At 66.4% G+C, this 22,495-nt stretch carries 24 protein-coding genes; 7 read left to right on the forward strand and 17 right to left on the reverse strand.

The genetic code is table 11. The features are described 5' to 3' along the window. Both RU01_RS10150 and RU01_RS10155 read right to left on the reverse strand, forming a co-directional pair. A complete protein-coding gene (locus RU01_RS10150; RefSeq protein WP_197074732.1) occupies positions 1–840 on the reverse strand; it encodes an ABC transporter permease in 840 nt (279 codons plus the stop codon). 11 nt (positions 841–851) lie between these two features. Further along, positions 852–1,592, reverse strand: a complete 741-nt coding sequence (locus tag RU01_RS10155; protein ID WP_052493233.1) for an MlaE family ABC transporter permease — start codon at positions 1,590–1,592, stop codon at positions 852–854. Between the two features lie 196 nt (positions 1,593–1,788). Between RU01_RS10155 and RU01_RS10160 the strand changes: the two genes are divergently transcribed. From RU01_RS10160 to RU01_RS10170, 3 genes are all read left to right on the forward strand, one after another. Beyond that, on the forward strand, positions 1,789–2,604 hold the full coding sequence (locus RU01_RS10160) for an esterase/lipase family protein (RefSeq protein WP_052493218.1): 816 nt from the start codon (positions 1,789–1,791) through the stop codon (positions 2,602–2,604). 60 nt (positions 2,605–2,664) lie between these two features. Beyond that, on the forward strand, positions 2,665–3,303 hold the full coding sequence (locus RU01_RS10165) for a TetR/AcrR family transcriptional regulator (protein ID WP_027504457.1): 639 nt from the start codon (positions 2,665–2,667) through the stop codon (positions 3,301–3,303). A gap of 134 nt (positions 3,304–3,437) precedes the next feature. Then, the gene (locus RU01_RS10170; RefSeq protein ID WP_042574539.1) at positions 3,438–5,225 is read left to right on the forward strand and encodes a multicopper oxidase family protein; all 1,788 of its coding nucleotides are present in this window, start codon (positions 3,438–3,440) and stop codon (positions 5,223–5,225) included. A gap of 39 nt (positions 5,226–5,264) precedes the next feature. On the opposite strand, the gene RU01_RS10175 is transcribed toward RU01_RS10170, so the two are convergent. The 3 genes from RU01_RS10175 to RU01_RS10185 are packed head-to-tail and all read right to left on the reverse strand — an operon-like array spanning position 5,265 to position 7,872. After that, positions 5,265–6,128, reverse strand: coding sequence for an alpha/beta fold hydrolase (locus RU01_RS10175; RefSeq protein WP_042574409.1), 864 nt, complete (start codon positions 6,126–6,128; stop codon positions 5,265–5,267). Beyond that, positions 6,125–7,144: an NADP-dependent oxidoreductase gene (locus RU01_RS10180; RefSeq protein WP_042574410.1), complete on the reverse strand. Its 1,020-nt coding sequence runs from the start codon at positions 7,142–7,144 to the stop codon at positions 6,125–6,127. Before RU01_RS10180 ends, RU01_RS10175 begins: the two co-directional genes overlap by 4 nt. Beyond that, a complete protein-coding gene (locus RU01_RS10185; protein WP_042574411.1) occupies positions 7,141–7,872 on the reverse strand; it encodes an SDR family oxidoreductase in 732 nt (243 codons plus the stop codon). Before RU01_RS10185 ends, RU01_RS10180 begins: the two co-directional genes overlap by 4 nt. An 81-nt stretch (positions 7,873–7,953) precedes the next feature. On the opposite strand from RU01_RS10185, the gene RU01_RS10190 reads away from it, so the two are divergent. Beyond that, positions 7,954–8,556, forward strand: a complete 603-nt coding sequence (locus RU01_RS10190) for a TetR/AcrR family transcriptional regulator (RefSeq protein ID WP_042574412.1) — start codon at positions 7,954–7,956, stop codon at positions 8,554–8,556. A gap of 75 nt (positions 8,557–8,631) precedes the next feature. Here RU01_RS10190 and RU01_RS10195 read toward each other — a convergent pair whose 3' ends face one another. The 4 genes from RU01_RS10195 to RU01_RS10210 all read right to left on the reverse strand — a co-directional run bounded on the left by RU01_RS10195 (position 8,632) and on the right by RU01_RS10210 (position 12,606). Further along, entirely contained in the window at positions 8,632–9,504 is an 873-nt protein-coding gene (locus RU01_RS10195) for a helix-turn-helix transcriptional regulator (RefSeq protein ID WP_042574413.1), read from the reverse strand. A 66-nt stretch (positions 9,505–9,570) separates the two neighbouring features. Then, complete coding sequence (locus RU01_RS10200) at positions 9,571–10,617, reverse strand: NAD(P)-dependent alcohol dehydrogenase (protein ID WP_042574414.1); 1,047 nt, start codon at positions 10,615–10,617, stop codon at positions 9,571–9,573. A gap of 94 nt (positions 10,618–10,711) precedes the next feature. Then, positions 10,712–11,371, reverse strand: coding sequence for an SDR family NAD(P)-dependent oxidoreductase (locus tag RU01_RS10205; protein WP_042574415.1), 660 nt, complete (start codon positions 11,369–11,371; stop codon positions 10,712–10,714). Between the two features lie 26 nt (positions 11,372–11,397). After that, the gene (locus tag RU01_RS10210) at positions 11,398–12,606 is read right to left on the reverse strand and encodes an MFS transporter (protein ID WP_231568662.1); all 1,209 of its coding nucleotides are present in this window, start codon (positions 12,604–12,606) and stop codon (positions 11,398–11,400) included. Between the two features lie 329 nt (positions 12,607–12,935). Here RU01_RS10210 and RU01_RS10215 point away from each other — a divergent pair, with 329 nt between their 5' ends. Both RU01_RS10215 and RU01_RS10220 read left to right on the forward strand, forming a co-directional pair. Then, the gene (locus RU01_RS10215) at positions 12,936–13,295 is read left to right on the forward strand and encodes a cyclophilin-like fold protein (protein WP_042574417.1); all 360 of its coding nucleotides are present in this window, start codon (positions 12,936–12,938) and stop codon (positions 13,293–13,295) included. A 197-nt stretch (positions 13,296–13,492) separates the two neighbouring features. Next, positions 13,493–15,844, forward strand: coding sequence for a transketolase-like TK C-terminal-containing protein (locus tag RU01_RS10220; protein ID WP_042574418.1), 2,352 nt, complete (start codon positions 13,493–13,495; stop codon positions 15,842–15,844). Between the two features lie 27 nt (positions 15,845–15,871). Here RU01_RS10220 and RU01_RS10225 read toward each other — a convergent pair whose 3' ends face one another. After that, positions 15,872–16,243, reverse strand: coding sequence for a VOC family protein (locus RU01_RS10225; protein WP_042574419.1), 372 nt, complete (start codon positions 16,241–16,243; stop codon positions 15,872–15,874). 61 nt (positions 16,244–16,304) lie between these two features. On the opposite strand from RU01_RS10225, the gene RU01_RS10230 reads away from it, so the two are divergent. Further along, a complete protein-coding gene (locus RU01_RS10230) occupies positions 16,305–16,760 on the forward strand; it encodes a MarR family winged helix-turn-helix transcriptional regulator (RefSeq protein ID WP_042574420.1) in 456 nt (151 codons plus the stop codon). A gap of 79 nt (positions 16,761–16,839) precedes the next feature. On the opposite strand, the gene RU01_RS10235 is transcribed toward RU01_RS10230, so the two are convergent. From RU01_RS10235 to RU01_RS10265, 7 genes are all read right to left on the reverse strand, one after another. After that, the gene (locus tag RU01_RS10235) at positions 16,840–17,250 is read right to left on the reverse strand and encodes an arsenate-mycothiol transferase ArsC (RefSeq protein WP_042574421.1); all 411 of its coding nucleotides are present in this window, start codon (positions 17,248–17,250) and stop codon (positions 16,840–16,842) included. Continuing rightward, entirely contained in the window at positions 17,250–18,338 is a 1,089-nt protein-coding gene (gene arsB, locus RU01_RS10240) for an ACR3 family arsenite efflux transporter (protein ID WP_042574422.1), read from the reverse strand. Before arsB ends, RU01_RS10235 begins: the two co-directional genes overlap by 1 nt. Continuing rightward, on the reverse strand, positions 18,335–18,700 hold the full coding sequence (locus tag RU01_RS10245) for an ArsR/SmtB family transcription factor (protein ID WP_042574423.1): 366 nt from the start codon (positions 18,698–18,700) through the stop codon (positions 18,335–18,337). The genes arsB and RU01_RS10245 overlap by 4 nt, the downstream gene beginning before the upstream one ends. 63 nt (positions 18,701–18,763) lie before the next feature. Beyond that, complete coding sequence (locus RU01_RS10250; protein WP_042574424.1) at positions 18,764–19,450, reverse strand: hypothetical protein; 687 nt, start codon at positions 19,448–19,450, stop codon at positions 18,764–18,766. Positions 19,451–19,589: 139 nt separating this feature from the next. Next, the gene (locus tag RU01_RS10255; protein ID WP_042574540.1) at positions 19,590–20,906 is read right to left on the reverse strand and encodes an MFS transporter; all 1,317 of its coding nucleotides are present in this window, start codon (positions 20,904–20,906) and stop codon (positions 19,590–19,592) included. Between the two features lie 99 nt (positions 20,907–21,005). Further along, entirely contained in the window at positions 21,006–21,410 is a 405-nt protein-coding gene (locus RU01_RS22105) for a 5-carboxymethyl-2-hydroxymuconate Delta-isomerase (RefSeq protein WP_052493219.1), read from the reverse strand. 46 nt (positions 21,411–21,456) lie between these two features. Then, positions 21,457–22,392 (reverse strand): NAD(P)H-binding protein, encoded by a 936-nt coding sequence (locus RU01_RS10265; RefSeq protein WP_042574542.1) that lies wholly within the window; start codon positions 22,390–22,392, stop codon positions 21,457–21,459. Positions 22,393–22,495: the final 103 nt, after the last annotated feature.

Raw genomic sequence — 22,495 nt, forward strand, 5'->3', positions numbered from 1 at the left:
TCACCCTGCCAGGTGCACGGATCGTGCGCTGCCGTACAGCGCGAGCGAGATCAGCAGCGTGACGCTGACGACCGTGATGAGGGACAGTCGCACGGCGCGTCCGGTGGCCGTGCCGACGCCCGCGGGACCCCCGGAGGCGGTGTAGCCGTAGTAGGTGTGGATGACCATGACCGCGACGGCCATGACGATGACCTGGACGAACGACCACAGAACGTCGGTCGGGACGAGGAACGTGGAGAAGTAGTGGTCGTAGACCCCTCCGGACTGGCCCAGCACCACGACTGTCGCGACCCGGCTCGCGAGGAACGACGTGATGAGTGACAACGCGTAGAGCGGCACCACGGCGACGATGCCCGCGACGATGCGGGTGCCGACGAGGTACGGCAGCGACTTGATCGCCATGACCTCGAGCGCGTCGATCTCCTCGCTGATCCGCATGGCGCCGAGGGCCGCCGTGGTCCCGGCGCCGATGGTCGCGGCAAGGCCCACTCCCGCGGTGACCGGTGCGACCACCCGGACGTTGACGTAGGCGGCGAGGAACCCGGTCAACGCGTCGACCCCGATGCTCCCGAGCGAGTCGAAACCCTGCACCGCGACGGTGGCACCGGCGAACAGCGTGAGGAAGCCGAGAATGACGATACTGCCGCCGATCGCGGCGAGAACCCCGGTGCCGAGGGAGATTTCGGCGATGACGCGCATCGTCTCCCCACGGTACGACCGGACGGCTCGGCCGGTGGACGCAAGTGCACGCGTGAAGAAGATCGCGCGTTCGCCGAGTACATCGACCGCTCCGGAGGCAGCGTTCGTCCGGCGTCGCATCGCAGCGGCGACGTCGCTCATCTCGAGAACCATCAGCGGCCGCTCACGGCGAGGCCCACGGAGGTGAGGACCAGGTTGGCCAGGAACAGGGCGACGAACGAGAACACCACGGTCTCGTTGACCGCCTCCCCGACGCTCTTCGGTCCACCCCGCACGGACAGTCCGCGGTAACAGGCGACCAGCGCGGCGAGGAGACCGAACAGTGCTGCCTTCACCTCGGAGAGCAGCAGTTCCGGAAGTCCCACCAGCAGCGTGACTCCTGCGGCATAGGCACCCGGCGTGACGTCCTGGAGGTACACGGAGAAGAAGAACCCGCCCACCAGTCCGATGGTGCACACGGCGCCGTTCAAAAGAGCCGCGACAAGGGTGCAGGCGAGAACGCGAGGCAGGACGAGGCGGTGTACCGGGTCGATGCCCAGCACCTCCATCGCATCGACCTCCTCGCGGATGGTGCGCGATCCGAGGTCCGCGGCGATGGCGGTGGCCGCAGCGCCGGCCACGACGAGAACGGTCACGAGCGGCCCGATCTGGGTGACGGCGCCCAGACCTGCGCCCGCACCGCTCAGATCGGAGGCACCGATCTCGATGAGCAACGAGTTGAGAGTGAAGACGACCAGCACCGTGAACGGGACCGACATCAGGATCGTCGGCAGCAGGGAGACCCGTGCGATGAACCAACTCTGATCGACGAACTCCCGCCACTGGAACGGCCGCTTCGCGACGGCTCGGGCGGTGTCGAGTGTCAAGGCGTAGAACTCCCCGAGAGACGACACCGCGCCGCGTGCCGCGGACGTGACTGCTCTCGAGGTGGAGACGCTCACCGGCCTACCCGACCGGGTTGTGTCCGTTCGTGGTCCATGCGACCTGCCCTTCCGGCGATCCTCGGCACAGCGTCTGTGACTCAGGCCACCATACCGCACTGTATGGTGTGTTCGAACGGTTTCGACGATCCGGCCCTGGGAGACATGAATGTCGTTGTGCAGCAGGCTCATTTACGCGGTGCTCATCGCGATCGGAGTCCAGGCGTGTGTCGTGGCTCCGTCCATGGCCGGCCCGGCGGATCCGTGCGTCGACACTGTTCTCCTGGTGCACGATCTCGGTTCCTCCGCGGCGGAGTGGGACGGGTGGGCCGATGATCTGACGAGTCGGGGGTGGTGTCCGGTCGCGCTGACCTACGGCGAATCGGCTCTCACGGAGGCGCTCCGGCCGGTCGCCACCGTCGCCGGTCTGGCTGCCCTCGAGGACTCCGCGTCGCAGATTCGGTCGGCGATCGACGGGATCCTGTACCGCACCGGGGAGTCGCGAATCCGCGTCGTGGCACGCGGTGCGGGAGCGTTGGCCGTGCAGTCTGCACTGACCCGCTCTATGAACGACGGACTTGCCCCCGTGTCCACACTGGTCACGCTCGGACCGCTCTGGCGCGGAACGAACCTCGCCGGGGCCGGCACCATTGCGGCGTTCAACCGCGGTATCGGTATCTACGACGAGCTGGCCCGTCTGGAGAAGCCAGTGGTGGGTCCATGGTGCGGGGCGTGCGGTGAGATCGTCACGGGGTCGACGTTTCTCACGACTCCGCCCGTCGATGTACCGGTGGTCGGCGTGCGGTATGTCGACGTCGCCACGGCGACCGACGGACTCGTGACCGATCCGCTCACGAGTGCGATGCCGGGCAGTGAGGTGATCGTCGTGCAGTCCGTCGATCCGACGAGCACGGTCGACCACGCCCAGCTCTCGGGCGACGAGCAGGTCCGGCGACTCGCGCTGGACGCCCTCGGTCGGGTGTGACCCGGCGAGGTGATCGTACGATCGACGGATCAGTCGAGCATCACGACACGAAGGAGAGCGATGGCACCCGAAGCCGCGTCCGGCGATGCCCGCACCCGGAGTGGCGCCCCCGCGCGTCGACGGCGTGGCAGTGAGAAGAAGTCGGCGCCCGCGCCACGGGCTCCGCGGCTCACCGTCGACGACTGGATCGACGCCGCCTTCGCACTGCTGGTGAGCGAGGGCGTGTCGGAAGTGAAGATCACGACGCTGTGCGAGCGGCTGAAGGTGACCAAGGGCAGCTTCTACTGGCACTTCGCCGACATCGACGAGCTGATGACCGCCATCGCCGACAAGTGGTGCGACGAGCAGAACGACACGCTTCGCGGGCTGGCGCAGGTGGACACCGTACCCGTGGACGCGAGACTGCAGGTGATGGCGGAACTGCTTCTGCAGGAACGTACCTGGGCTGTCGAGGCGGCGGTGCGGGACTGGGCTCGGACCTACGACAAGATCGCCGTGGTCGTCCGCGAGCTCGATCAGCGCATCTTCGACGTCGTCCAGAACTCGATGCGCGAACTGGGGTTCGACGAGGCCGAGGCACGGTTGCGAGCAGGCTTCCTCGTGTACGCGGGAATCGGTTTCGTGCATGCCCGTGACAACCTTCCCACGCCCACCCCGGACGAGGTGCGGGCGATGTTCGCCCTGCTGACCGCGCGGTAGCGGGTCGGTACCGAGCTCGCGTAAAACGCACCCGACACACCATACGGTGCGGTACGGTCAGCCTCGGCGCACTCGCGCCGCGGGCATGGGGGTGCGAAGTGGCGGAGGAATTCTCGGTCGGTCGTGACGGTGCGATGGCGCGCCGGCGGTTCCTGCGCAATCTGGGCTTGGCGGTGGCAGTAGGTGCCACGGGGGGTGTTGCTACCCGCGCTCAGGCTCAGCCGACCCTCTCGAGTCCGCTGCTGTTCCACTCGCCGGCACTTACGCCGTACATCGACGAAGTGGCTCCGCTACCTACTGTGCGCGGGACCGACCACGTCGTCCGAACCGTGTCCACGATGCATCGATATCACTCGGGAGTGTCTGCCGCGCCCGCGATGGCGTACGAGGTGGACGGGGTGGCGACCACGTTGCTCGGCCCCACCCTCGAAGCGGTGTCCGGTCAACGGATGTCGCTCACCCTCAGCAACGACCTCGGCCCGCATCCGTTCGCGCGCGATCTCGACACGAGTCTCCACGGAGTCTCGCCTCTCTTCCGGACCAGTCCGCCGACGGTGCTGCATCTGCACGGCGGGCTGACCCCGCCGGACAGCGACGGGCACGCCGAGCAACTCGTGCATTACGGTCGCACCCTGCGCTACGAGTTCCCGTTCCGCCAGGAGGCGGCGCACTTCTGGTATCACGACCACGCCATGGGAATCACCCGCGCGAACGTGTACGGCGGACTCGCCGGGAACGTCCTGCTCCGCGACCGCTTCGACACCGGCGAGCCGGGCAATCCGCTGGGTCTGCCCGCAGGTGAGTTCGAGATGCCGCTCGTTCTGCAGGAGAAAATCCTGAATCCTGACGGGAGAGCGAGTCTGCGATCCACGCCCGTGGTGCCCGAGGGGTCCTGGGAAGGCGGTGCCGTCGGCGACCTCGGAGTGGTGAACGGTGCTGTGTGGCCGCGTATTCCGGTCGCTCGCGGGTTGTATCGCTTTCGCATGATCAACGCCGGCTCGTACAGCGTCTGGAATCTCTACCTGGACCACGAGATCCCGTTTCTGGTCATCGGTAACGACGGCGGACTGCTCGACGCGCCGGTGGAGACGCGGCACCTCCGGGTCGCGCCGGGCGAGCGATACGACGTGCTCGTGGACTTCGGTGCAGTCGAACCCGGCACGGCGGTGCGGCTTCTCAACGACGAGGTACCTCCACTGCAGGCCGCGCAACTGGGCGCCGTCGCCATGACGCACTTCTGCCGCTTCGACGTCACCGCAGCTCGTGGCCACACGGGCGCGATTCCGAACCGTCTGCGCGACGGCGGATCACGACCGGAACCCCTACCGCCGATCGCGACTCCCGACCGCCACCGTGTCGTCACCGTCAGTCAGCCGTACGCGCTACGGCTTCCGCCGGCGTACATGGCTCTCAACAACCTCCGCTACACCGACGGGGACATCGAGTCGCCCCGCGCCGGGACCATCGAGCGGTGGGACATCGTGAACATCACCGCGGATCCGCATCCGATCCATCTGCACCTGGTGCACTTCCGCATTCTCGAGCGCGTCCCGCTGCGCACCGTGGATCTTCAACTCGCTCATCCGCAACCCGCCGTCGGGACGAAGTGGACGCCGTCACCGGAACCCTTCCTCGCCGGTCCGGGACTCCCTCCGGCGCCGTGGGAGAGCGGGTGGAAGGACACGGTGCGACTCGATCCCGGCACCGTGACTCGCATCGTCGTGCGATTCCCCACCGCCGAGGAACTCGACTTCGATCCCGACGCCGTGTTCCCCCGGCCGCCCGAACCGGGTGCTCTGGCGTCCTACGACCATGCAGCTCACAGCGCACCGGCCGGAGACCTGCAGGGCTATATGTGGCACTGCCATATCCTCGACCACGAGGATCACGAGATGATGTTGCGGTACCGCGTGATTCGGTGATGTGGACGACGTGATCACCCGCCTTCAGGCCGACGTCGATCAGTCGGTGAGGAAGTCGACTGCGGCGGATGAGAATTGCTCGTGGAACTGGAAGATGCCCCCGTGGCCGGAATCCGGATAGATGATCAACTCGCTGCCGGCGATGCGCCGGTGCAAGTCCTCGGACAGGATGCTGGGCACCATCCGATCGTTGTCGCCGTTCGCGATCAACGTCGGCTGCGTGATCAGGGACAGGTCGGACGGTGCGGACCGCCCGTACTTCGTGATCGCCGCGAGCTGCGTGCGGAGCGTGCTGACGGGGACCTCGGTGTCGCGATCGATGGTGCGTTCCTTCAGTCGTGACACGAATTCCTTGCCGGCCCTCTTACCCGGCGCGTTCCGGTCGAAGAACAGGAATTCTTTCGGGTCCGACCGGGTCAGCGTCGCACGCAGGATGTCCTTGTAGGTGACACCCGCGACCTTGTCGATACCGGTTCCTCCCCGCGGCCCGGTGCCGGTCAGCACGAGCTTCCGAACCAGTTCGGGGTGCGCGAGAGTGAGGTCCTGCGCGACCATGCCTCCCAGGGAGAAGGCGAAGATGTCGATCGTGTCGAAGCCGAGGGCACGAACGAAGGTGTAGGCATCGGCGGCAGCTTCTTCGACTGTCCCCGCGACTGCCCCGGACGACGCCCCGACCCCCTTGTAGTCGAAAGCGATGACGTGGCGGGTCCGCGCGATGGGATCGACGATCCGAGGGTCCCAGTTGTCGAGGTTGGCTGCCAGATGGACGAAGAAGACGACGGGAACACCGCCTCGCGGACCGGGCTCCCGGTACGCGTACGTCGTGCCGCCCGCGGAGATCGTCCGGGTCGGCGCCTCCGCGTAGGAGGTGATGGTGCGATCGCCGATAGTGTTGTCACTCATGCTGGTTCGCTCGTCTCGTGGTGGGGGAGGGTGATGACGGTCTTGCCTCGAACGCTGCTCGTACCGAGGGAGGCCAGTGCGTCCGGCGTCTGCTCGAAGGGGAAGGTGGCGCCCACGACGGGTCGGATCGTGCCGTCGTCGATCAGCGCGGCTATGCGGCGCAGTCGGTCGCCGTCGGAGTGCATGAACAGGAACGTGTAGGTGACGCCGAGCTTGTCCGCCTGCTTGCGGATCTTGTGGCTCAGCATGCCGATCACCGTGCGTACCACGAGATTGAGGCCGGCCTCCCGTGCGAATGCCGGGTCGGGCGGACCGGCGATGCCGACCGCGATGCCGCCTGGCTTCAGTATTCGGAGCGACTTCTCGAGGTTCTCGCCTCCGAGACTGTCCAGAACGACGTCGAAGTCGTGATCGCCGTCCTCGAAATCCTCGCTGCGATAGTCGATGACGACGTCGGCACCCAGGTCGCGGAGGAATTGCGCGTTCGACCCGCTCGCGGTGGTCGTGACCGTCGCTCCGAGATGCTTCGCCAGTTGGATGGCGATGGTGCCGACGCCGCCGGACCCGGCGTGGATCAGAACCTTCTGTCCTGCTCGAAGGTTGCCCTTGTCGACGAGTGCCTGCCACGCGGTGAGCGCAACGAGGGGCAGGGATGCCGCCTCGACGGCGGTCACCGTGGTCGGGCGCAGCGCGAGGTCGGCCTCGGCGACCGCGACCCGCTCCGCGAACGTACCGATGTAGTCCTTGCCGACGCGGGCGTAGACCTCGTCGCCCGGTACGACGCTGCGCACCTCCGGACCGACGTCGACAACGGTTCCGGCGACGTCGTGACCGACCGTCCGGGGAAGCGAATAGGGGAGGATCTGCTTGAACTCGCCTGCTCGAATCTTCTCGTCGAGGACGTTGATGCCGGCGGCGTCCACTCGGACCAGAACGTCGTGGGCACCGATGGTCGGCTCGGGAACGTCACGGAGTTCGAGTGGCTTCGTGTAGCCGGTGAGCACGAACGCCTTCACGACGCCGCATTCCGGGTTGCGGCGACCGTGAGCAGGTCCGCGTAGACGGATTCGGCCGGCTGGCTCGGGGCGTTCTTGGCGTGGTGGGAGATCTCGTCGGCCAGCACTTCGAACCGGTCCGACTCGACGGCGTCGAACACCGAGCGCACGAGGTCCTCGGTGGTCAGTTTGGGGCCCTCGGCGTGCGCGGCCATGGCCGTGTCGACGTATCCCATGTGGACTCCGACCACGTGCACACCCCTGGGTGCGAGTTCGATCCGCAGAACATTGGTCGCCGACCACATGGCTGCTTTCGACGCGCTGTACGCGCCGCCGAAGGCGAGCCAGCTCGCAACCGAATGGATGTCGATCAGCGCCGATCCGGGTCGCGCGGCCAGGATGGGTGCGAACGCGCGGGCGAGCAGAACCGGTCCGAAGAAATTGGTCTCGAAATTCTCTCGGATGTCGGCCTCGGTGACATCGAGGAGGCTGGCGCTCGGAGGCGTCGCCCCGGCATTGTTGATGAGCACCGTGACATCGGATGCGGTGTCGGCCGCGTTCGCGATCGAGCGGGAATCGGTGACATCGAGGGTCAGGGGAACTATCCGGTCGTCGTTCCAGTCCCTCGGTGTGCGCGCTGTGGCGTAGACCTTGGTGGCGCCGCGTTCGAGTGCGTCGTGGACGAACTGGGTCCCGATGCCCCCGTTCGCGCCGGTGACCAGAACAATGGAGTTGAGCAGTGTGGGCATGGTCGAGGCTCCTTCGGGCGTTCGATTTTCACGACTATACTCATAACTGAGTGCAATCAGATTTATTCCGGAGGAGGTTCGATGTCGAACGCACGCCCGCAGGCACCGGGGCGCCGCGAGCGCAACAAGCAGGAAAAGCTCGCTCGCATCACCGCTGCGGCCGGCGAGCTCTTCCTCGAGCACGGAGTCGACGACGTCACGACGCAGCAGATCGCGGACAGGGCCGACATCGGAACCGGAACGCTGTTCCTCTACGCGAAGACGAAGAGCGAACTCCTGCTGCTCGTCCAGAACTCGTTCTACGTCGACGCGCTCGTCAGGGGTAGGGCCGCCGCGGCTCGTATCGAGGACACGCTCGGTGCCGTGATGGCCATCGTGCGTCCGGTGGTCGAATGCAACAGGACCAGGGTGGACAACGGGCGAACGTACCTGCGCGAGATCGTGTTCGGAGATCCCGACGAACCGCACCACGGTGCCGCGCTGGCGTTGACCGTGGAGACGGAGGGAGAGATCGCCTCGGTACTGCTGCGTGACGAGACAGCCGACCCGGCGCGTGCCGAGGTGACGGCGCACATCGTCTCCGCCATCATGTTCGTCACGATGGCTGCGTCCTTCAACGCCGACAAGTCGGTCGAGGATCTGCTGAGTGAGATCGAGGCTCAGGTGGCCGTCCTGCTGCGGTGATTCGGCTCTGGCACCGATAGTGGAATCGGGACCCCGGAATCCGGGGTCCCGATTCCACTGTCGCGGCGCGGGGTGTCAGGCGTTGTGTGGCGCAGCCTGCTGCGCCGCCCACGATCCGAGGAGTCGAAGGCGCTCCGCGCTGGCAGACCCCGGCTCGGCGGTGTAGACCATGAGAATGGAGCCGGGGTCCGCCGTGATCACCAGTTCCTCGTACGCCAGGTGCACCTCTCCGACCACGGGGTGATGGAAGCGCTTCGTACCCGCGCCATGGGTTCGCACGTCATGGGCTCCCCACAACGTGCGGAAAGTTCGGTCGCGAGTGGACAATTCGCCGACCAGGTCCTGGAGTCCCTTGTCGTGCGGATCTCTGCCCGCTTCCGAGCGCATGATCGAGACACACATCTGTGCGAACAGATCCCAGTCGGGATAGAACTCGCGCGAGACCGGGTCCAGGAACTGGAACCGCGCGAGATTGGGAACTCGTCCGCCGTCGCCGATGATCGGCGCGTAGAAAGCCTTGCCGAGTTCGTTCGTCGCCAGAATGTCCTGCCGCTGATTCCGCACGAAGGCGACGCCGTCGGTGATCGAGTCGAGTGCCCACTGCAAGCTGATTCGCGGTGCCGCGGGGCGTGCCGCCTTACGGCGGGGTCGCCCCGATGTCGGAACGCCGTCCGCCGCGCGCGCGAGATCGAGCAGATGCGCGTGCTCCGTGTCGTCCAAGTGGAGTGCGCGTGACAGTGCGTCGAGCACCGACGAGGATGCGCCACCGATGGCGCCTCGCTCGATGCGAGCGTAATACTCGACGGACAGGCCGGCCAACGACGCAACCTCGCTGCGCCGCAGGCCGGCCACCCGACGAGTGCCGCTGCTCGCGATCCCGGCATCCTCCGGTGTGATCCTCGCGCGGCGCGTCATGAGGAACTCACGCACCTCGGCCTTGTTGTCCATGCTGTCCAGGGTAGGGCGGCGACGGCGAGGGAGGGAGACCCTACGAGTACACCTTTCCCGCGGTGATCAGGCCAGCGTCGCCGTGTCGATGACGAAGCGGTAGCGGACGTCCGAGGCGAGTACTCGCTCCCACGCGTCGTTGATCCTGTCGGCGGAGATGACCTCGATCTCCGCCCCCAGGTGGTGCTCGGCGTAGAAGTCGAGCATCTCCTGCGTCTCGGCGATCGAGCCGATGGCAGAGCCTGCGAACGTCCGTCGGTAGGGGATGAGGGAGAAGATCTGCACGGGCAGGGGCTCGGCAGGAGCGCCGACGTTGACCATGGCCCCGTCGACAGCGAGCAACGACAGATGCGCATTCAGATCGATCGCGGCACTGACGGTATTGATGATCAGGTCGAACGTGGAGGCGAGTGCGGTGAACGTGTCGGGATCCCCGGTCGCGAAGTAGTGGTCGGCTCCCAAGCGGAGGCCGTCCTCCTGCTTCTTCAGCGACTGCGACAGAACGGTGACCTCGGCGCCCATGGCGTGGGCGATCTTGACGGCCATGTGACCGAGTCCCCCCATTCCGACGACAGCGACCTTCTTGCCGGGCCCGGCGCCCCAGTGGCGGAGAGGAGAATAGGTGGTGATGCCGGCGCACAGCAGCGGCGCCGCAGCGTCGAGCTCGATGCCGTCAGGGATTTTGACGACGAAATGCTCGGTGACGACGACCTGCTGGGAGTAGCCGCCCTGAGTGGTGGTGCCGTCGCGGTCCGTGCTGCCGTACGTCTGGATGTTGCCGACGAGGCAGTACTGTTCCGATCCCTTGATGCACTGGGCACATTCGCCGCACGAGCCGACCATGCAGCCGACGCCGACGCGGTCGCCCACGGCGTGCTTGGTGACCTCCGAGCCGATCTCGGCCACGATTCCTGCTATCTCGTGGCCGACGACGAGCGGGTACGGCACCGGGCCCCATTCGCCTCGAGCGGTGTGGATGTCGGAGTGACAGATCCCGGCGAACGCGATGTCGATGCGGACGTCGTGGGGCCCGACGTCGCGGCGGTCGATGGTGGTGGGGGACAGCGGCTGATCGGCTGCGGTGGCGGCGTAGGCCTTCACGGAAGTAGTCATACGACCAGTCGACACCCGATGCCGAGGCCGAGGGAGTCCCTGACGTGAGGTGTACCGGCAGGGCGCCCCTCGAGTCGACGAGTTCTGGGGCCGGTCAGTCGAGGGGCGCCGCGAGGGTGCGGAACTGCCCGCGTTCGGTGTGGATGGTCCACAGGGACTCGGCGAGGGCAGCAGGCTCGTGTGACGGCTCACCGGCTCCGATTCCCCGCGGAATGATCAGCTGACCGACGTGTACGCCCTCGGGCACGAGAGCATCGTGCAGGAGTTGTGCGTAGGCACTCTCGCCAGCGAAGGCGACGGATGTGCCGGTGACGGTAGCGCCCGGACGAATGGCACTGCCGCCGTTGACGAACAGGACGGTGCCGCGTCCCAGTGCGCGCATACCGGGTAGGACGTGCGTGACAGCAGTGACGGGACCGAAGATGGAGAACTCGACCGGACCGACCAGATCCTCGGCACGGGTCTCGAGAACGGGCTTCATGAATTCTCTGGCAGGAACCGGACTGTACTGCAGCACCTCGATCGGACCGAGCTGCTCGGCGTCCGACAATGCTGCCGTCAGCGATGTCGTGTTCCGGACATCGGCGGCGAAACCGCGGGCCGTGATCCCTTCGTCGGTCAGCCGAGCGGCGATGCGATCGACGTTGTCCTGGTTCCTGGAGATCAGTGCGACGGAGAACCCTTCGAGCCCGAATCGGCGAGCCACCGCTGCGCCGAGCCCTTCTCCTGCACCGATGATGGCGATCGTGGTCATAGTGCTCCTCGTGGGCGGGGGTGGGGTCACGGGACGCTCGCGTGCTCGGTCACCGCGTGGCTGCTCGCTGCTCGACTTCTGTCGACGACTACGAGGGTAGCGAGTGGAACGAGTAGCGCCGCCGCGAACACCGTGCCGACGATCGGCACTGCGACGGGTCCGCTACCGCTGATGGCGTGCGCGGTCACCCAGCTGCCGACTGCGGTACCCAGGTTGAACATCGACGTACACAGGGAGGTAGCCAGGGTGGGTGCGCCCTCGGCGAATCGGACCGCCATCGACATGAGCACGGGGTTCATGCCCAGCCCGGCCATCCCCGCGACGGCGAGAAGCGCGATCGAGGCGACCGTGAATTCCGAGAACAGGCTGAGCAGTCCGAGCGACACGACGACGAGGATGCCGCCGGTCAGCGCGGTGGCGTACGGCGCCCGGTCGGCGAAGCGTCCACTGCCGAGCGTCCCGGTGACGGCGCCGACTCCGAAGATCGCCAGACCGATCGGAAGCAGCTCTGCCGAGAGGCCCGATCGCTCGGTGAGCAGGGGAGCGATGAACGAGTAGGTGGACATCACGGCGGAGGTGACCAGGACACACGCAGCCATGACGATCCAGAGTCGACCGGAGGTCAGCGAGGCGAGCTGTGAGCGCAACGGAACCACTGTCGAGGACGAGCGGCCGCCGGGAACGAACCGTGCGACCGGAACGGCTGCGAGCACGGCAAGGCCGGCGAGTATCCAGAACGGACCACGCCATCCCATGATCTGTCCGGCGATGGATCCGAGAGGCACTCCGATGACAGTGGCCAGGATGCCGCCGCTGAGGACGAGTCCGATTGCGCGAGCGGCATTGTCGGGCCCGGATACTCGTGCACCGACGGACGCGGCGATCGACCAGAATGCACCCGTCACGAGCGCAGTCGCGAATCGGGCAAGGAGCACGACGGTCACGTCGTCGGTGAGGGCGACGACGACATGGCCTGCGGCGAACACGGCCAGTGACACGAGGAGCGTGGTGCGCTCGGGGATCTTCAGAGCGGCCACCGCGACCAGCGGTGTGGCGATCATGCCTATCGCGAATGCGGTGACCAGAAGTCCTGCGTCGGAGATGTCGACGGCAAGGTCGGTGGCGATGTCGGGTAGCAGCCCGGCCACGACGAATTCCGACGTGCCCATGAGGAACGTGCCCATCGCCAACACGGAGACGAGAAAGGGAAGGGGTTGTCGTGCGGTGGAAGACACAGGGAGAGCTTCACTTTCGGATGCGGACGGTGTCGTGGGTCGGAAACGACCGTAACCGGAGCCGATCGGATCAACGAGGCACTGGGAGGGAACCCCAGTCAGGGGTTCCCTCGTAGGGACTCCCACCGCATCGATTCAGTCCCTAGCGTTCCGAGGACATTCCAGCTTGCCGACGTGACGAGGTACGAACGATGAGAAGACTCCTGTCCTCCTGCGCTCTGGTATCGGTGTTCGCCCTGCCGGCCGGATGTGGTGGTGGCAGTACAGGTCCGACCACAACCACGGCAGGAAGCACGGAAGCAGCAACCGAACAACAGAACGGAGTCGCCGTGCGCATCACGATCGACGTCGGAGGCACCACGGTCACCGGGACACTGAACGAGAGTGCGGCCGCTCGCGATCTTGCAGCCCGGCTACCGGTGACCGTCACCATGTCCGACCACGGAGGAGTGGAGAAGACGGGTCCGTTGTCCGCGGCGTTGACGACCGAGGGGGCGCCGGACGGCGCTGATCCGGTGCCGGGTGACATCGGCTACTACGCGCCGTCCGAGGACTTCGTTCTGTACTACGGCGATCAGAGCTACTTCCCCGGCATCGTGATTCTCGGGGCGATGGATCCGTCGGGCGTCGACGTGGTCGCTTCGGCGGGCAACGCGGCGACGGTGACCCTGTCCGCTGGGGAGAGCTGAGCACGCCGCGCGTCGTCACCCTGGCATGAACCGGCACACTCGAGCATTCTGCTCACTTTCCTGCATCGCTCTTGTGCAGCTCGATCAGCTCTGGTCGACTGAGCGCAGTCACCCACCCGCCAGTGACTCCAGGTGCTTCGCGATCCGAAGGCCGAGGCGTCGCCTCACCCTTTCGATACCACCTCAGGAGCACGGTTATGACCAGCATCAGTCCCGCCGACCGCCGCTCGGCACACGGTACGGACGACGACCTCCGCACCGTCGCCGAGAAGGTGCTGTGGCTGTCGACGTCGATCATCCATCACGCCAATCGAATTCGTCCGAACCCGAGTGGGCTGAAGGTCGGAGGCCACCAAGCCTCCTGCGCGTCGATGGTCTCGATCATGACGTCCCTGTGGTTCGAGCAGTTGCAGCCCGGGGATCGCGTGTCGGTCAAACCGCACGCATCTCCGGTGCTGCACGCGATCAACTATCTCCTCGGTGAGCTGGACGAGAAGTACTTGACGACGCTGCGCTCCTACGGCGGCTTGCAGTCGTACCCCTCGCGCGCCAAGGACCCCGATACTGTCGACTACTCCACCGGGTCGGTGGGAATCGGTGCGACGGCACCTATCTGGGGTGCGATGTCGCGTCGCTACGTCGACGCTGCCTTCGGGGACGACGACACGGCCGCCGCCGAGGGTTTCCGGGGTCGGCAGTACTCACTCGTCGGCGACGCCGAACTCGACGAGGGCGCTGTGTGGGAGGCGGTGATCGATCCGGGTATCGCGGAACTCGGGGAGATCGTGTGGATCGTCGACCTGAACCGGCAGTCGCTCGACCGCGTGGTCCCGAACTTCGCGGCGCGTCGGCTGGAGAAGATGTTCGACGCCGCCGGCTGGCAGGTCATCACCGTCACATTCGGACGCTTGCTCGAGGACCTGTTCGCCCGGTCCGGTGGTGACGCACTGCGTCGACGCATCGTCGACATGCCCAACCCGGAATACCAGCGTCTGCTGCGCTGCTCCGCGGACGAGCTGCGCACCCGGCTGCCCGGCAGTGGGGACGACGCCCCCGCCATCGCCGAGCTGATCGCCGACGTCGACGACACCATGCTCACCGAATCCATCCGCAACCTCGGCGGACACGATCTCGACGCGCTGCGCGCCGCCTACGCGCGTATCGACGACACACGACCGACGGTGATCATCGCGTACACGGTGAAGGGCTTCGGATTGCCGACGCAGGGTCACCCGCAGAACCATTCGTCCCTGCTGACCGTGGAGGAGTACGCCGCGCTCGCCGCGACACAGGGCGAGAACCCGGAATCGCCCTGGGCGCGTTTCCCTTCCGACACCTCCGCCGGTGAACTGTGCTCGCAGGTGGCCGAGCGCCTGCGCCGCGACCCTGTGCCGTCGTCTCGGCCCCCCGCGGTCCCGACCGACATCGGGCGCACGCCCAAGGGAACGGCGACGACGCAGGCAGCTCTGGGGCGTGTCCTGCTCGACCTCACCAGGGCGGCTCCGGACGCCGCCCGACGGGTGGTGACCGTCAGCCCGGACGTCAGCTCCACCACCAACCTCGGCGGTTGGGTGAACAAGGTCGGAGTGTGGTCGTCCTCGGAGCGTCACGATTGGTTCGGTGACGACGCCGAGACGATCATGCACTGGCGTGAGGCGCCGACCGGTCAGCACATGGAACTGGGTATCGCCGAGACCAACCTCGTCGGGTTGATGGGTGAGCTCGGTGCGACGTGGAGCCGGTGGGGTCAGCCGCTGTTCCCGATCGGAGTCATGTACGACCCGTTCGTCGAACGCGCTCTCGAACCGTGGTCGTACGGCATCTACGCGGGCGGGCAGTCGATCCTCGTCGGCACCCCGTCGGGGGTGACGCTGGCGGCGGAAGGTGGTGCGCATCAGTCGATCAAGACGCCGTCGATCGGGTTGGAGCAGCCCGGGTGTGTGAGCTGGGAACCGGCGTTCGCGATCGACGTCGAGTGGACTCTGCTGGCGGCGATCGGACGGTTGGGGCGCCCCGGCGGCACGTCGGCGTATCTGCGACTGTCGACCAGGCCGGTCGATCAGAGCATGGCGAATGTTCCGGCCGATCCTGCTGCGCGAGAGCGTCGTCGACGGCAGGTGGTCGCCGGGGGATACCCGCTGGTGCGGCGGGAGGGTGCCGTGGTGACGATCGCCGCGATGGGCGCGATGATGACCGAGGCCCTCGCGGCGGCGGAGCGGCTCGAGCAGATCGGGCTGGTCGCCGACGTCCTGTGCATCACCAGTCCCGGCGAGCTGTATCGGGCGGTGCAGGCGCGGCAGGGGCACCTCGAGGCGGAGACGTGGATCCTCGATCAGCTGCTGCCGGCGGAGCGCGCCACACCGCTGGTGACCGTCCTCGACGGCCACCCGCACACGCTCGCGTTCCTGGCCACCGTCAATCGGGTGGCGTCGACGTCGTTGGGAGTCAGCGACTTCGGGCAGGTCGGCTCACTCGACGAGGTGTACCGACACCACCGCATCGACACCGACTCGATCGTGCGCGCCGCGCTCGACGTCACGGGGCGCTGACAGCGCACGTCACCACGGCAGGGTCGGTCACTCGGCGCGGTCGTGCAGAGTGATCCGGTAGCCGTCGGGGTCGGCGAAGGTGAATGTCCGGCCGAAGGGTCCGTCGACAGGCGCGGACACGATGGTGTGGCCGTCGTCGAGCATGGCGTCGTGAATTGCCTGTACGTCGTCGGCGTGCAACCAGATCGCAGCACCGATACCCGGCTGCGGAGCGGAGGCGAGATCGGTACCGGAAACGATGTCGCGCAGCGCGAACGCGATCGGCGTCGTCTGGAAGACGACAGCATGTGGGGGGCCGGTCGGCGATCGGACCATGCCGAGGTACTGCTCGTAGAAGGTCCTCGACGTGTCGAGATCGCGTACTTGGAGTGAGATGAAATCAGGCCCGGTGACGGTCATCGAGATGTCCTTTCGGTATGTCAGTTATCTGACATTAGGGACCGTATGTCAGGATGCTGACATGAGTCAAGACGGAGAGGGAATCGACCTCCGGACGTCCGTGGGCTATCTGCTCAAAGAAGCGGCGAGTGCGCTTCGGGCGGCGATGGACGACGTGCTCGGACCGCTCGGTATGACGGTGACGCGTTATTCGTGTCTCGAGCTGTTAGCGCAGAGACCGGGGCTGTCCAACTCTGAGCTGGCGCGCGGGGCGTTCGTGACGCGGCAATCGATGAACGTGCTGCTGCAGACCCTCGAACGGGAGGGGCTCGTGACCCGACCATCGGAAGCGCCCGCCGGACGAGCGCTTCCGACCCGATTGACCGCTCGCGGTCGGCGGCGCCTCGAGGAGGCGAGCGCGGCCGTCCGGTCGGTCGAGGTCGACATGCTGTCCGGCATGACCGATGCCGAGCGGCAGGGCGTGCTCGACGGCCTACGACACATCGTCCACGGATTGCATGACCGAGGCGCCACGTGACTCGGATGCACCCGGTGACATGGATGCGCTCCCTGTCGAGTCGCCGTCAGTGATCGTCACCGCCGCTACACCGGCGAATTCAGCCCCGAAGTCGTGCGGCGAGATCGTCGACCCGGTGGGCGATGTCGTCGCGCACGAGCCGCATACGGTCGATCCCGTCGATGCCGCGCTCGGACGGCTCGTCGGTGTCCCAGTTCAGATAGGTCGGTCCCTCGACCGGGTCGATCGTCGCTTCGCTGCCGAGGGTGACGACGTAGTCCATGCGGGACAACAGGTCCGGGTCGATCGGCTTGGGATGCTCACCGGCCAGATCGACACCGACCTCGAGCAGTGCCTGTGCCGACAGAGCATTGACGGAGCTACCGGGAGCGGTGCCCGCGGAATGCACCTCTACGTCGCCGCGAGCGAGCGTGCGCATCAGGCCTGCGGCCATCTGCGATTTGCCGCCGTTCTTCACGCACACGAACAACACACTGGGCTTGTCGGACATCACGATTCCTTCGTCCGCGGGGTGTGTGAGAACCGTTTACGCAGTGCCAGTGAGACGTAGACGAGTCCCACCAGGACGGGCACCTCGATCAGCGGTCCGACGACCCCGGCGAGCGCTTGGCCGGAGGTGGCCCCGTAGGTGGCGATCGCGACGGCGATGGCGAGTTCGAAGTTGTTGCCCGCCGCGGTGAATGCCAGCGTGGTGGTGCGTTCGTAGCCCAGGCCCATGGCTGCGCCGAGGGCGTATCCGCCGCCCCACATCACCGCGAAGTAGACGAGCAGCGGGACGGCGATGCGGACGACGTCGAGGGGCTGGGAGGTGATGCGGTCGCCCTGCAGGGCGAACAGGACGACGATGGTGAACAGCAGGCCGTAGAGCGCCCAGGGGCTGATCTTCGGGATGAACGAGGTCTCGTACCAGTCGCGGCCCTTGGCGCGTTCGCCGAAATACCGCGAGGCGAATCCGGCGATCAGGGGGATGCCCAGGAAGATCAGGACCGACTTCGCGATCTGCCAGGGGGATGCCTCGATAGTGGTCTGGTCGAGGCCGAGCCAGCCGGGAAGGACGGACAGGTAGAACCAGCCGAGGACGGCGAACATGATCACCTGGAACACCGAGTTGATCGCTACGAGAACGGCGGCGGCCTCGCGGTCGCCGCAGGCGAGGTCGTTCCAGATGATGACCATCGCGATGCAGCGGGCGAGGCCGACGATGATGAGCCCGGTGCGGTACTCCGGCAGGTCGGGCAGGAACAGCCAGGCGAGCGCGAACATCAACGCCGGGCCGAGAATCCAGTTCAGAGCCAGGGAACCGAGCAAGAGCTTCTTGTCGCCGGTGACCGTGTCGAGCCGGTCGTAACGGACCTTGGCCAGTACCGGGTACATCATGATCAGCAGGCCGATCGCGATCGGCAGGGAGACGCCGTCGACGGAGATGGACGACAGCGCGTCGTTCATCCCGGGGATCAGTCGTCCGAGCAAGAGTCCGACGACCATGGCGACGCCGATCCACGCCGGGAGGAATCGGTCGAGGGTGGACAACTTCCCGACGACGGCAGGGCGGTCGGAGGTAGCTGCCGAGCTGCTCATGCGGTGACCAGGTTCTCGGACGAGAGGATCGTCGAGAGTTGCTGCATGGCAGCAGGAACGATCCAGTAGTACACCCATGTGCCTCGTCGCTCGCAGTCCAGGAGGCCGGCTTCTCTGAGTACTTTCAGATGGTGCGAGATGGTGGGCTGCGACAGGTCGAAGGAGTCGGAGATGTCGCACACGCATGCTTCGCCGCCCTCGTGGCTGGCGACGACGCTCAGCAGACGCAACCGCGCAGGGTCGCCCAACGCCTTGAACATCCGGGACAGGTCGGCAGCCGAGTCCGCGGACAGCGGCTCATGGACCAGCGGAATGCAGCATTCGGTTCCGGCTGTCGCCGAGGGTGGGCGCTGTTTCGACATCTGTCTATATTGACCGATCGCGATACAGGGGTCAATTCACGCGTTCTGTCCCCGCGCTTCGGGTCACTCGTCGAGGGCATCGAGGAGAGCGCGGGCGCGGGCAGTGACGGAATCCGCGTTGCTGTAGGCGTCGGCACGCAGCATCGCGGCAGCGGCCGACGGCGCAAGACTGTGTCGGGCCATGAGAACCCCGATGGCCATGTTGACGGTGCCGTGGTCGAAACCGTCGTCGGTGCTGTCGAGCACGGCGTCGACAACGACGCGGTCACGCAGGGGGGAGAGTCGGGGAGTGAGCAGTTCGAGTCGACGGGAGATGACGACCGCGACGGCGGTGGTGTCCACCTCCGACGCCGAACCGGTGCACCAGTGCATCTGCAGCGTGCCCAGCGGCCGCGACGGGGGACCGATCGGGAATGTGCGGACGGCAACGACTCCGAGTCTGTGAAGTTCGTCGACAAGGGTCGTCCACCGGTCGCAGTCGCGAGTGTCGTGGACATGAGCGGCATGGGGTCGGCCGTCGGCCATGGATTCGGCGTGCGGGCCGATACCCACCGCGTACTGGAGGTCGGCGACTGCGGCTGCTGTGTCATCGGTGGTGTAGGTGACCGCGCGAGTTCCGGCGTCGTCCGGGCTTCCTTCGGCGACGACCGCGGCGCCGTCGGCGGAATGGACCCGCAGGCATTCACCGATCCACGTCTGCGGTGTGACGGCTCCGCCGAGACCTCGGAGGAGTGTGTCGTCGAAATCCATGGGCGAGCCCTTCACGGGAATCCGGCCTGTGCAGACCGCAGCTGAGGGAGAACTCGCCACTCCTTCTGTACCCGGTAACAGAGCGTCTACACCGAATGCGCGGTCACACTGTCGGGACAGGTCGTGGCGCTCGAGCCGGCTACAGGTAAAGATCGTCCTTGCGGATCAGTGCGGTGGCGATGACGCTGATCGCCGACGTGCCGGCGAGGAATCCGCACGCCAACCACGGTGATCCGCCTGCCGCGGCGATCAGGGCGGTGAGGACGAGTGGGGTCACTCCGGAGGCGTAGATGCCGGAGAACTGGTAGACCACCGACAGCCCGGTGTACCGGATCTCGGTCGGATAGAGGCCGGCGTACAGGGTGCCCTGGGCTCCGTAGAACGTCGCGTGCACGATGCCGAACACCAGCACCAGGCCGACTCCGAACAACCACAAGTTGCCGGTGTCGAAGAGGGCGAACACGGGGAACACCGCCAGCCCGTACGCCGCGATGCCGACGAGGTACATCGTCCTCGCGCCGACTCTGTCGACGAGCAGGCCGGATACGGGAATGAGCAGTGCCATCACCACGGCCGCCACGGTGACCACCAGAAGTACCGACACCTTGTCGAAGTCCAGTTGCGTCGTCGCGTAGGTGATCGCGAAGACGCCCCACGTGTTGAACGCCGCGCCCTCGCCCCATCTCGACAGCAGTCCCAGCACGGTGTTCCGCCCGTGACGTCGAGAGAACACCTCCTTGATCGGCGCGCTCGAACGCTGCTGGAGATCGGAGACTTTACGGAAGGCGGGCGTCTCTTCCACTTTCAGCCGTACGACCAGACCGACGATCACCAGCACCAGGCTGAAGAGGAACGCGATACGCCATCCGTAGGACAGGAACTGCTCGTCGTCGAAGACCACCTGCAGCAGGGCGAACATCGCGGTACCGAGAGCGAGTCCGAGGGCGAGGCCGATCTGCGGGATGCTGCCGAACAGGCCGCGCCTCCGGGCCGGGCTGTGCTCGACCGCCAGGAGCACCGCACCCGCCCACTCGCCGCCGAGGGCGAATCCCTGCGCGATTCGCAGCAGCAACAACAGAACCGGGGCCAGTAGGCCCACGTCCGCTGTCGTCGGCAACACACCCATCAGGGTGGTCGCGACACCCATGATGAGCATCGACAAAGCCAGGGTCTTCTTGCGGCCGATTCGGTCGCCGAAATAGCCGAAGACCAGTCCGCCGATGGGGCGCACGACGAAACCGACAGCGAACGTGGCGAACGAGAGCATGGTTCCGACGAACGAGGACTGGTCGGGGAAGAACAACTGGTTGAACACCAGGCCGGCAGCGGTGGCGTAGAGGAAGAAGTCGTACCACTCCACAGTGGTGCCCAGCAGGCTCGACGCGATCACAGTGCGGAGTCGCTTGCGCCGGTCGACATCGGATTCGAGCGACGCCGATTCGGTGAGAGCGGTCATGTAATCCGACACTGACGTACCGACGTCCCCTCGGTCACCCTTTGCGCTCGAGGTGATCGGAAGTCCGGCGGGTGTGAGACGGCAGGCAGAAGGCCATGGTCAGTAAGTCGGTGTCGTCCGAGTCGGCGACCCCGCGATACTTCCACCCGACCGTGTCTTCGCCGGATCGAACTCGAAGATCTCGAGCTGGAAACCCACGGGCCGATCGGCACACAGGTCCACCAGGTGCGTGGACAAGGTCCGATGGAACTCCTCGACAATCCGTCCAGTGGTGGCCTCGTCACGACCGGCTGCGATCTTGACGCGGACATGCACGTATCCGGTCGGACCGCCGACGGCGTCGTCGGCTATACGCGACGTCTCGACAGCTGTCGCGAACGTCCTGATGCCCCAGTGCGGGAACACGCCCAGCCGCTGGGCCGTCGCATGCATCGCATCGACCAAACCCGTCGCGTCCAGCAGGTCGGACACGTTGTCGGTGTACTCGATCGCTATGTGTGGCACAAGGATCCCTCTTCTCCGAGACTGCAGCGGTAAGGGTCGAGCTCCGTCACACCATCGACCCGATGCGGTCGTACCGGACGTCCTTGACGGTGTCGAGCACGGACCGAAGTGAGGCCGGTGCTCGACCCGTGATCTGCTCGACGTGGCCGGACAGAATCGACTGATATCCGCCGGCAACTGCCAGATCCGCCGAGACGAGTTCGTCGCTCGCCCACAGATGGCCCTCCTCGTTGGGCGGCATGGAGGGGTCGTAGGTCCGCGGCAGCCCGACTGAATCGAAATAGGCCAGCCGCTGTTCCTCCGACACCGGCCGGTATTCGATGGGTGTCTCGAACGCCTCCGCTCCCAGGCGCACGATGTCGGACATCGACAGCAGCTCCGGCCCGGTGATCTCGTACACCGCGCCGGCGTGTTCGGTCGGGTCTTCCAGGACGGCGGTGGCCGCACGGGCGACGTCGACCTTGGACACGGGAGCCAGCGACCCCTGCCCGGTGGCCATCTCGAGAGCGCCCTCGCGGGCGGCGGGGGCCAACCAGATGGCGCCGACGATCTCTGCGTACAGGGAGTTGCGGAGGATCGTGTACGCCAGTCGGCTCGTGCGGAGATCGCGCTCCGTCTCGTAATGATCGATCGCCGAGAGTGCGGGATTACCCGGCTGCACGCCGCCCACGGAGGTGTAGACAATGTGGCGGATGCCGGCTCGCTCGGCGGCGTCGATAGCAGTTCGGTGCTCGATGGTGCGACGACCGAGGTTCAAACCACTGATGAGAAGAAGGACATCGCCCCCGCGATACGCGTCGTCGAAGAGCTCCGGCTTCTCGAAGTCGCCCGGACGGACGCTGACGCCGGGCCCGTCGACGCTGATGCTCGAGGGGGTGCGCGTGACCAGGGTCAGCTCTCGACCCGGGTCCGCCTCGAGGAGTTGCTGCGTGACCCGGCGTCCCAGGTCGCCCGATGCTCCACTGATGACGATCCGGGTCACGACTTCCTCCATCGATTGGTTGTGCGGGCCGAGTGTTTCTGCCGAGCACCAAGCCTGACGTCGGCGAGTGACCCGGGCAACACCACGTAGTTCATCCGGGGCA

The sequence above is a fragment of the Rhodococcus sp. MEB064 genome (assembly GCF_000834565.1).
Lineage (GTDB): Bacteria > Actinomycetota > Actinomycetes > Mycobacteriales > Mycobacteriaceae > Rhodococcoides.

Bases quoted from the DNA above. Each gene is read 5' to 3' on its own strand.
- RU01_RS10150 (WP_197074732.1), bottom strand. From the start codon at position 840: ATGAGCGACGTCGCCGCTGCGATGCGACGCCGGACGAACGCTGCCTCC.
- RU01_RS10160 (WP_052493218.1), top strand. From the start codon at position 1,789: ATGTCGTTGTGCAGCAGGCTCATTTACGCGGTGCTCATCGCGATCGGA.
- RU01_RS10165 (WP_027504457.1), top strand. From the start codon at position 2,665: ATGGCACCCGAAGCCGCGTCCGGCGATGCCCGCACCCGGAGTGGCGCC.
- RU01_RS10170 (WP_042574539.1), top strand. From the start codon at position 3,438: ATGGCGCGCCGGCGGTTCCTGCGCAATCTGGGCTTGGCGGTGGCAGTA.
- RU01_RS10175 (WP_042574409.1), bottom strand. From the start codon at position 6,128: ATGAGTGACAACACTATCGGCGATCGCACCATCACCTCCTACGCGGAG.
- RU01_RS10185 (WP_042574411.1), bottom strand. From the start codon at position 7,872: ATGCCCACACTGCTCAACTCCATTGTTCTGGTCACCGGCGCGAACGGG.
- RU01_RS10190 (WP_042574412.1), top strand. From the start codon at position 7,954: ATGTCGAACGCACGCCCGCAGGCACCGGGGCGCCGCGAGCGCAACAAG.
- RU01_RS10195 (WP_042574413.1), bottom strand. From the start codon at position 9,504: ATGGACAACAAGGCCGAGGTGCGTGAGTTCCTCATGACGCGCCGCGCG.
- RU01_RS10200 (WP_042574414.1), bottom strand. From the start codon at position 10,617: ATGACTACTTCCGTGAAGGCCTACGCCGCCACCGCAGCCGATCAGCCG.
- RU01_RS10205 (WP_042574415.1), bottom strand. From the start codon at position 11,371: ATGACCACGATCGCCATCATCGGTGCAGGAGAAGGGCTCGGCGCAGCG.
- RU01_RS10220 (WP_042574418.1), top strand. From the start codon at position 13,493: ATGACCAGCATCAGTCCCGCCGACCGCCGCTCGGCACACGGTACGGAC.
- RU01_RS10225 (WP_042574419.1), bottom strand. From the start codon at position 16,243: ATGACCGTCACCGGGCCTGATTTCATCTCACTCCAAGTACGCGATCTC.
- RU01_RS10230 (WP_042574420.1), top strand. From the start codon at position 16,305: ATGAGTCAAGACGGAGAGGGAATCGACCTCCGGACGTCCGTGGGCTAT.
- RU01_RS10235 (WP_042574421.1), bottom strand. From the start codon at position 17,250: ATGTCCGACAAGCCCAGTGTGTTGTTCGTGTGCGTGAAGAACGGCGGC.
- arsB (WP_042574422.1), bottom strand. From the start codon at position 18,338: ATGAGCAGCTCGGCAGCTACCTCCGACCGCCCTGCCGTCGTCGGGAAG.
- RU01_RS10245 (WP_042574423.1), bottom strand. From the start codon at position 18,700: ATGTCGAAACAGCGCCCACCCTCGGCGACAGCCGGAACCGAATGCTGC.
- RU01_RS10250 (WP_042574424.1), bottom strand. From the start codon at position 19,450: ATGGATTTCGACGACACACTCCTCCGAGGTCTCGGCGGAGCCGTCACA.
- RU01_RS10255 (WP_042574540.1), bottom strand. From the start codon at position 20,906: ATGACCGCTCTCACCGAATCGGCGTCGCTCGAATCCGATGTCGACCGG.